8 protein-coding genes are annotated in these 8,757 nt (G+C 45.3%); all 8 read right to left on the bottom strand.

What is annotated here, in order from left to right:
* Positions 1 to 128: cysteine peptidase family C39 domain-containing protein (locus DW205_RS21710; RefSeq protein ID WP_147326771.1), on the bottom strand; the 128-nt coding region annotated here is incomplete at its 3' end.
* Complete coding sequence (locus DW205_RS22705; RefSeq protein ID WP_005863471.1) at positions 121 to 2,730, bottom strand: TIGR04157 family glycosyltransferase; 2,610 nt, start codon at positions 2,728 to 2,730, stop codon at positions 121 to 123. The genes DW205_RS22705 and DW205_RS21710, both read right to left, overlap by 8 nt.
* 29 nt (positions 2,731 to 2,759) lie before the next feature.
* The gene (locus DW205_RS21725) at positions 2,760 to 3,446 is read right to left on the bottom strand and encodes a hypothetical protein (RefSeq protein ID WP_005863473.1); all 687 of its coding nucleotides are present in this window, start codon (positions 3,444 to 3,446) and stop codon (positions 2,760 to 2,762) included.
* Positions 3,443 to 4,654 (bottom strand): 6-bladed beta-propeller, encoded by a 1,212-nt coding sequence (locus DW205_RS21730; protein WP_005863475.1) that lies wholly within the window; start codon positions 4,652 to 4,654, stop codon positions 3,443 to 3,445. Before DW205_RS21730 ends, DW205_RS21725 begins: the two co-directional genes overlap by 4 nt.
* A 50-nt stretch (positions 4,655 to 4,704) precedes the next feature.
* Positions 4,705 to 5,859 (bottom strand): TIGR04150 pseudo-rSAM protein, encoded by a 1,155-nt coding sequence (locus tag DW205_RS21735; RefSeq protein ID WP_005863477.1) that lies wholly within the window; start codon positions 5,857 to 5,859, stop codon positions 4,705 to 4,707.
* Between the two features lie 5 nt (positions 5,860 to 5,864).
* Positions 5,865 to 7,307: a radical SAM peptide maturase gene (locus DW205_RS21740; RefSeq protein WP_005863478.1), complete on the bottom strand. Its 1,443-nt coding sequence runs from the start codon at positions 7,305 to 7,307 to the stop codon at positions 5,865 to 5,867.
* An 86-nt stretch (positions 7,308 to 7,393) separates the two neighbouring features.
* Positions 7,394 to 7,534 (bottom strand): TIGR04149 family rSAM-modified RiPP, encoded by a 141-nt coding sequence (locus DW205_RS21745; RefSeq protein ID WP_005863479.1) that lies wholly within the window; start codon positions 7,532 to 7,534, stop codon positions 7,394 to 7,396.
* 312 nt (positions 7,535 to 7,846) lie between these two features.
* Complete coding sequence (locus tag DW205_RS21750) at positions 7,847 to 8,653, bottom strand: response regulator transcription factor (protein ID WP_005863480.1); 807 nt, start codon at positions 8,651 to 8,653, stop codon at positions 7,847 to 7,849.
* Positions 8,654 to 8,757: the final 104 nt, after the last annotated feature.

Consider the following 8,757-nt stretch of genomic DNA (forward strand, 5'->3'; position numbering starts at 1 on the left):
ATGAAGGCTTTCTCCCGTAAGTTCTGGATCGAGTACACACGTCCATAGAATCGGGCGATCATCCGAAGGCAGGTGGGGCCGCAGTCCATGGAGTCCAGTTGGCGATATGTGGGGAAGGGTTTAAACATCCAAATTCACGATCTTCTCTATACACTCTCCAAAAGTAGTGAATCGGATAGAAATATCAAACAAATCCATGATTTCCGTATCGTTGAACAGAGGATCGTCTTGCTCGCTTTCCGCATACCAACTCGCCCAGCGTTGTCCTTCCGGCTTTGCCAGGTCATATTCCAAGGTGTCGGATAACGAAGGCAGATGAAAAACCACCCAATCGGCACGACCTATGTATTTCCTGTCCGTAGTGACTACCCAGCCGGAAGGGAGTCCGCCCAAATGGGAAACGTATATCCTCTCGTCCACCGTATTGAATATCAAAAGAATCCTCTTGTTGGTTTTAGACCAATATGTCATGGCGATCACGCTATCCGACATACGCCAGTCCGTATACTCCTTTAAATGATTTTCCGCTTTTTGGTAATACTCCCTGCAACGTATGGCGGCCTCGGGTATCATCTCTCCGCAATTTCGCCAGAAACGATCCAAATGACAAGCAGGAACCTCGATCGAGCTGTCTCGCACCTCGGCAAGATAGGCGAACGCCCAGTGATAAAGGCGAAACAGATTCGCATACCACCAACTTTTCAATTCCCGCTCTTCCCCGTCGAACGACCAGCGGTCGGCAAACTGCGCCAACCCGTCCACTACCCGGAACAAGGATCGCAGCCGTCGGCTCCACTTGGTCGTATGCATGACCGAAGAATCGTCTTGGCGGTATCTATAAAACTCCGTGCAGGTAATCGCCAGCCTCTCCGCCTGGCAGAGAACAATGGGAGTCCAAAGCTCATCCTCGTGCATGATCCCCTCCTCGAAACGCACCCCTATCATGCGCAAGAAATCCCGCCGACAAACAAAACGGACAGGAGTAGGAAGATAAGAGCCATCCCTCATCAACCCGACAAAGCCTTCCCTGCCCAGCAAGACTTTCGGTCGCATCCCCTTGACCGGATTGAAAAGCGCCCCCGGATTCCCCTCCTGATCGCAGAACCGGATTTCTCCCATCACAACATCTGCCTGGCTCTCCACCCCCGTGCGAAACAAAGATGCCAACGCATCGCCCAGCACCCAGTCATCACTGTCCACGAATAAGATATACTCCCCCCGGGCCACCTCCAATCCCGTATTACGTGCCACGGAAGCCCCTCCGTTCGCTTGATGGATCACTCGAATACGGCTGTCTTCCAGTGCATAGGCATCCGCTATTTTCCCGGATCCATCCGTCGATCCGTCATCGACAAGCACGATCTCCACGCACGGCCCGTCTATCCCCAACAACGAGTCGAGACAGACCGGCAAATACGCCTCCGTATTATATATAGGAACGATCACCGACAAATCTATATGTTTCTCCTTTTCCATAGCTTCTTCCGTAGGGTTCTCTTCCGCGAATAAGGATTCATAAAACGCCGACATATTCCTGCCAAACACCTCCGAGGAATATCTCTCCACAAATCGCCCGCGTCCGTTCCGCCCAAGCTGCCTCGCCTCCTCCGGGTTCCGCAGCAAAAAGAGGATCTTCTCCGCCAGCTGGTCGGCATCGATCTCTACCCGATCGGCGGATACGGCAAGCGGCACTTTCAGCCCGCATGAATCATCTACCACCTCGTCCAGACCGGAAGTGGCGGTGGCCACGACCGGCAAGCCGTGCATCATCATCTCTACCGGCACATACCCGAAAGGCTCAAACAGCGAGGGAACCACGCCGACATCGGCCACACGATACAACTCCAGCAGCGAGGCCCGATCTAGAAAACCCGTTAAAGTAACCTGCGAGAAAATAGGATTCGCCTCCTCGAAACAATCCTTATAATCACCATCGCCTACGATCCACAACCGGCTGTCCAGATACTGGCGGGATACCTTCCGGAACGCCCGGATCAAGAAACGGACTCCCTTGATACTATCCAGCCGCCCGACAAAAAGGATGATCCGCTCCTCCGGGCGCAGCTGCCATTTCTCCCGGATCAGCACCGGATCCCGGTCCGTATCTGCCACATCGGCCATCCCGTTCGGGATAACCGCCACCCGATCGGGAAGCAACCCGTAGTCCTCGCATAACAAGGCACGCATATAATCGGAAAGACCGATTACCCGGTCTGTCGCAGCGTAAAACGCCTGCTCCTCCCCGAACGACTCCCGGATCAAATCGTCCAAAGGCTGCGTACACTCCTTCCGCAAGATCGCTCGGAGACGCTCCGGGTTGTCGTAAATAACCGAGCTCCAATCCGAGAAATGCGCCGCCGTAACCACCCGGCAACGAAACGCCGCCTTCAACTCCCGCGCCAATGCCTCGTCCTTATAACAATTCAAATGAAACACCAGCTTCTCCGTATCCCGGATAAAGCGGCGAAGCAGATAAACGATATTCCGGAAATAAGCCGCCCGCTGCCGCACCTCCAAGGCGACCCAATCCTCGGCTACCGGCTCCGGAAAAGAGAGATACGAGACCTCCCCCTCCTCCCATCGCTCGATTTGAGCCTTCTCGCCGAACAGATAGACCACATGAATACGGATACCGCTCCCCCGCAACGAGGCTACCAATTCCCGGACGTAGCTGCCCACGCCATAAAACGCCCCCCGGTTTTTATTATTGAACAAATACAGATTTATCATCTTTTCCCACAGATTGAGATCAAACAAATTTATAAAAGAAGCCGCCAAGAGGTATCCACAGCTCCAAGCGAACTTAGCGACTCCAAGCCGGCCCCCGCATATCCACCCGCCAAGCCCGCACCCACCAATCGCTCCCAATCCGTCTCCACCAAGGTGTCAACCGGATCCGGATGCCCGGCATAAGCGCGCAGAAAACGAGCTGCATCCCGTATCTCTCCGGGAGAGAAACCGGCCTGATCTTGCTCGATCCGGGCGGCGATCCGCGACAAGCAATCCGCGGCCCCCGCATTCGCCCGGCGACAAAGCCAATACCATCCGTAGCCGGTCAGCCCCTCATCCCGGCTATAATCGGGATAAGGGTCATACATCACCGCCCGATACATCCGCTCATCCAAATCCTCGAAGAAATCCTCGTCCACCTCTATTAATCCACTACGGATCAAGTAGTCGATCCCCACACCGATACCCGCTATCCCCCATTCGTAATCCGGACGGTAATTGGCATGGAGCTGTTCTTGCATCGCCACCACCAAATCCCAAGCGTACTCATCGAACAGTTCCTCGCCTGTAAAGCGGGCATAGTGGAAAAAAAAGATGGCGATTCCTAACTTCCCATGCAACAAGCCGGGGCAAGCGGTCAATGTGCCGTTCAGCAGCAGCCAATCGGCGATCCGGGAATGGTCCGGATGGTCTGTATGACAAATCGATACGCTCATTCGTTCTTATATCGGGCGATCATGATAACCGGATTCGACTCTTCCTCCAAATCGGCGGCGATCTCTTTCAAGGGGCCTTGCAGTTTGCCGTCTTCGTAGGCCTCCACCAAACCGGGGGCTTCCATCCGGGAAAGGAAAGCGATCCCATTACGATTGTTGAGATATGGCAAAGGCGGGAATTGCCATACAAGGTTCAAAGGCTCATCCTTTGTCACATCTTGGTTATAGACCTCATATCTATATACCTTATCCTCCTGCTTATCGTAAACCAATTCCGCAGGGGGGAAGCCTGTACCTTTAGAGAAATTAAACTCAAACTTCAAGCTTTGAAGAAAATAATAGCGATCAGTCATAACACCGGGAAACAAATAAACTGGAGGATTCATCTCTTTCCCCGAAGGCGTACGCACTAAGAAAGGCTTCAACGCCCGTTTATCCGTCTCATACAAATAGATCGTATCCGTGGAGATTTCCGTCAATAACCAATTATCGAAATAAGGGATTAAAGGACTATTTTGGATAGCGGCATATATTTTTTGCCCTGAGTTTTCCGAGATAATCGTTCCAGACACATAGACATCGAAAGGGATCGCTATTCGCTGAACACTCCCGTCTTGCTTAGACACCAACATGAACCCGCTATTGGGTATGGCCTCCTCATATCCACTGTCCGTGGGATCAGCAGAAGGTTCTGCATAGCAAATCAAATAATCTTGATTGAAATTATCCAACCTGAAATAAGTAGCCCCCATAAGATGCTTGATACTTCGCTTGAAATTACCAAACAGATCATAAACCTGAATCCGACCGGTCATCGTATCGTTTACGTATAATTCTTGATTCTTTTCATCATAAATTACGGTATTGATGTATACATACTCCTCTCCGCTTTGGCCTTTACGGTTGATCGTTCGTAGGTATTTGCCTTTTCCGTCCGTGACATGGATATCTCCACCATTCTTACTATCCGTAAAAAGCATCAAATTCTCGCCAATCGACCGCACCTTTCCTGATGTCAAGAACTTTTCATTTGTCTCTAATCGCACATACTCTATATCGAACAAATCCTGTAGGATAAATTCCTTTTTGGAATAACTCTTGTCCACGTCCACCGTGATGAAGGTTTGCTCGTCGGAGGATTTGTCTCCACATCCGTTTAGAACCAAAAGAAGTAATAGAAATATTGGGGTATAAATAGATAGTTTCATAATATGATTGTTTTTGTTATTTTCAATAATACTTATACATAAAATGATATTTAATGATGTTTACTTATCCAACAGAGATTTGGATAACCTATCTCCAATTCATAGTCCGAAGGAGAAGGGCACAAATCCCTGTACAGGCATGTATTACAAGGAGATTGATTTCGGATCCGGAGCCATGATTTCCCTTCCTTTATCTCTTTTTGAATAATCTCATAAATAGAACAAGTCGTGATATTCCCTAAAACCGGATGATGTAAATTGGCACGAATATCACCATTCGGCAAAATACGGAGCTTGCCGAAATCATTCTGATTGATCGTTCGTTTTCTAAACAATTCCTTCATAGACAAGGACGAAGCCAAAATATCCTCATGCGTCAAGAATATATTTTCTTGGAAAAAATCAAGATTTTGTCCGGTATAGACCGGATCTAATTGATAATTCCCAATCGGGTAAGTTTCGATCAGTTGTTCCGCTACCTGATAATCGGCCTCTGATGTAATCTTAAAGAAATAGTTAAATGAATGACCTAACGCTTGCTCCTTACGCACGACTGCCTCCCAAGCGGAATGATCAATCGGAAAAGCTACAGATACCCGATAAATAAAATCCGAAGCGTAGGTCCGTTCAATTACGGGAATACATTGATAAGAGCTATCGATTGTAATCGGGACAGACCTATCTTTCAAGCTCTCCAATAATAAATCGATGTTCAAGTTTTCTCTCCAATCCGCTTTCAAGATAAAAGCTACATTTCCCGGTATAGTCCGAAGATAGTTTACCAATAAATCCATATTCACGGTTTGATCGATATGGACTGTCACTTCAGATAAGATTTGAGACCAATCTTCCAAGAAATTGAGGTCACAACCCTTTTCCTCCCAAACGGGGTAATTAATAAAAGGCAATATCTGTACCGGCTTCCGGTTAGACAAAGCTTGATCCACGATGTCTCCCATAAATTTCTCTCGGATTTCCTCAACAAAAGACTTAATAGGTACAGATCGCTCCATATACGAAGCGTCAAGACTTACAACACCTACATTCTCTTCCCGCAGTAACTCCCGCATTAAACCAACAACTTCCATTCGACTCGACTCTATACTCGCATAATCTAACGTATTATACAATATAACCTGGTTTTCTGTCAAATGAATATATACATAAGGTTCTATCATGAACCAATATTTTTGTTCGTTCTCCATCTATTTTATCTTTTATTCAACATCCAGTCATTAATTATATGCCTAAACTCCATTGGATTCTTCTCTAAGGACGAGAAAGTCTTTCCCAACTTTTCCCCAAAAGCATCCTTATCTAAGAAATTAGGACAAGTAAAGCCATCTGTTCCCAAATCCGCCAAATTATCCAATGTCAATAGACAAATTGAGCAAATCCGCCGATTATAACAACGCTGACAGATTTTCTGTATGTTTTTATAATAAGCACTGTATCTTCTTGAGGCCTCCTCCATATCAATCTTTACGGAATCGTCTTCCACCTTACCAATAAAGTAAGTATAACTGACCTTTTCACAAGGCAAGATTTGACTGTTCGTATTAAAAAACATCTTTCTTTGGAAAGGCGAACAGGTTTTAGTAGGTATTAAACTTACATGATCATACAATAAGTCCAACAAATTGGTCATATAGAAATTAACGGAATTATTCGCAAAGAAATCGTTCAGTTCCTTGAACTGGATCAGTTCATCATGCACAACCGGCAACAGATCGGAATTCGTCTTTTGAAAGTCGCTCTCACTCACCCTCCGATCAACAAACATTTGCTCCATTAACTCTTTCTTTTCTTTATTTACATGATCTTTATTCATCTGAGCAATTGAAGGAATCTTATGGTATCTGTTATAGATAAACTCATAAATCTCCTGCACAGAATTCCGATCGTGCAACACCGCATTAAAATCAACCCTTTCTTCGAAAAAATCCGGATATTCGCACTGCAAACGATCGATATTCCGGATCGCTTGCCAGAAAGAGTTTGTACCATCTTTCATAAATGTTCGATAGCCTTGCCCTTTCTCATCGCCATCTAGGCTAATCAACATCTTAAACTGATTATCCACCAATAAGTCAAGGTATCGATCTATCAATGTCGCATTGGTAGTTATAGTGAACTCCAATTTTAATTTCTTTTTCTCATTTAAACGTTTGGCTTCCTCAACGATCATCTCTACAAATCGACCATTCACCAAAGGTTCCCCTCCGAAAAAAACGATCGCAAATTCCGATCCTTCCAGTTTCACGTCAAAAAGAAACCGCAATAAACGCAACGCTTTTTGAGGATCAATGTTTTTTCGTTCCTTTTTACTAAAGGTATATAAATCGCCCAATGAACAATAACGGCAATTTAAATTACAGTGATCTGTGGTTTCAAAAGATACTTGCGGAACTTGAGCGATATTATTCTCAATTACAGATTTCTCTAAGGTTGTAGCAAACTCAACCGGCAAGACCTCCCCAAAGAAACCTTTATCTTTTAGATAAGCGTATTTTCGAACATAGTAAGGATCTACCCCCGATTGTCGCCCGCACACCTTCGCCAACTCAGGATGTATGAACATCGAAAAAGAGATATCTGAGTGGAATAAATAATGATTATTATCTACCGTGACATATTCTATCGTATTTTTCATGATCTATATGAAGTATTCTTGCTAATAATAAAACGAGAGAACTAAGGGCCTAATTAGGCCTTTAGCTGAAAAGATAAAAGGGAATATTAATAGCCGACTTTATCGCCATTAACATAACAGTTACACCCTCCCTTTAGGACTTTCATCTCGCGCTTAGCCAGCGCATTCTCACTCAGCTTGTTCAGCTTAAGCTTGCCTTGAAGCTTCTTCTCTGATTTGGAATTCATAATGTTTGAAGTATTTAATTGATTAATAATTTACTCTCCGCCGCATTCTGCGGCAGGAGAATAGTTTGCTAAATTTCATCGAACCTCATCCGGGCTCTCGCTGTCGCCGCCCTCATTGACGATCAATCGTAGCCACCGTGCTCTTGCGGGTAAGCCGTCTAGCCAATCTGAGTATCTACTTTTTTTGCGTATAGCCTTATTTTTTCAAAGATCCTTTCGAAATCTAACTTCGAATTGTGCTTTCGGGTCTTCCTGTCGCAAGTGAAATTGATCAGATGCTTTGTTTTTCGCCCAATAAGGCTTGTATATCTTTCAATTTTTATTGAAAGTGAAATTTCTTGTTGAACAACAACTCTCCTCTCTATCTCTTTCCTGAGGAGATTGCAAAATATGTAGATAAGAGATCCAATCGGTCGCTTCCCGGAGGTCTTGAACTTTTAACTTCCGCTTAATGGAGGAGACGTGGCTTCGTATCGTATAATAACTCAGGCAAAGTTTCTCAGCGATGAAATGCAAGTCCTGCTCTCCTGTGGCGATCGCCAAGATCTCCAGCTCTCGTCTGCTGAGTAGAGGAATTTGTTGTATATGCCAACCTCGTTTCTTAGGGTTATAGGCTTGGTATATGAAACGACTCGCGCCATTCCGATAACATCCTATCTTTTTGCATTTCGAATCGGAGACGATCCCTATCAAATAATAATGTCCCGACTCTTTACGAACCGGAATCAGCCGATGGTAACTGTACCGCTCCAATGATTTTGTGATAAAGGGATATTTCGGCAGCAAACGGAATAGGCCGAAATAATCACTCCATTCGTCCGAGTTTTCTTGTAACGTCCGTGATAGATTCCCTAAAAAGCTTTTCCATAACGGCAAGTCTTCTGGATGAATGATCTTGGAAAAGAAATCATATCCTAACGTCATCGCCTCTTCCATGGAATGGCCGCACAGAAAAAGATCGTCCGGCTTGATATAGCAAAATCGCTTTTGAACCATATCCAATACAAATAAGCTGCTGGGAATCATAGCTGCAAGTACCTTACAATATTGAACAATAGCAGGTTCTTCTTCAATGCCGCTATCCGTTATTTTTTGAGTAAAATTTTCGAGGTAATTCATATTAGAATATTTTTAAGGTCAATTCTCCGGACTTGATCCTACATGAATAATCAATTTGCGGGATGAAGTTACGAAAAGAGTGTAATTTATTGGAAATGAGCATT

It is taken from the genome of Parabacteroides sp. AM17-47 (genome assembly GCF_003434625.1).
Lineage (GTDB): Bacteria > Bacteroidota > Bacteroidia > Bacteroidales > Tannerellaceae > Parabacteroides > Parabacteroides distasonis.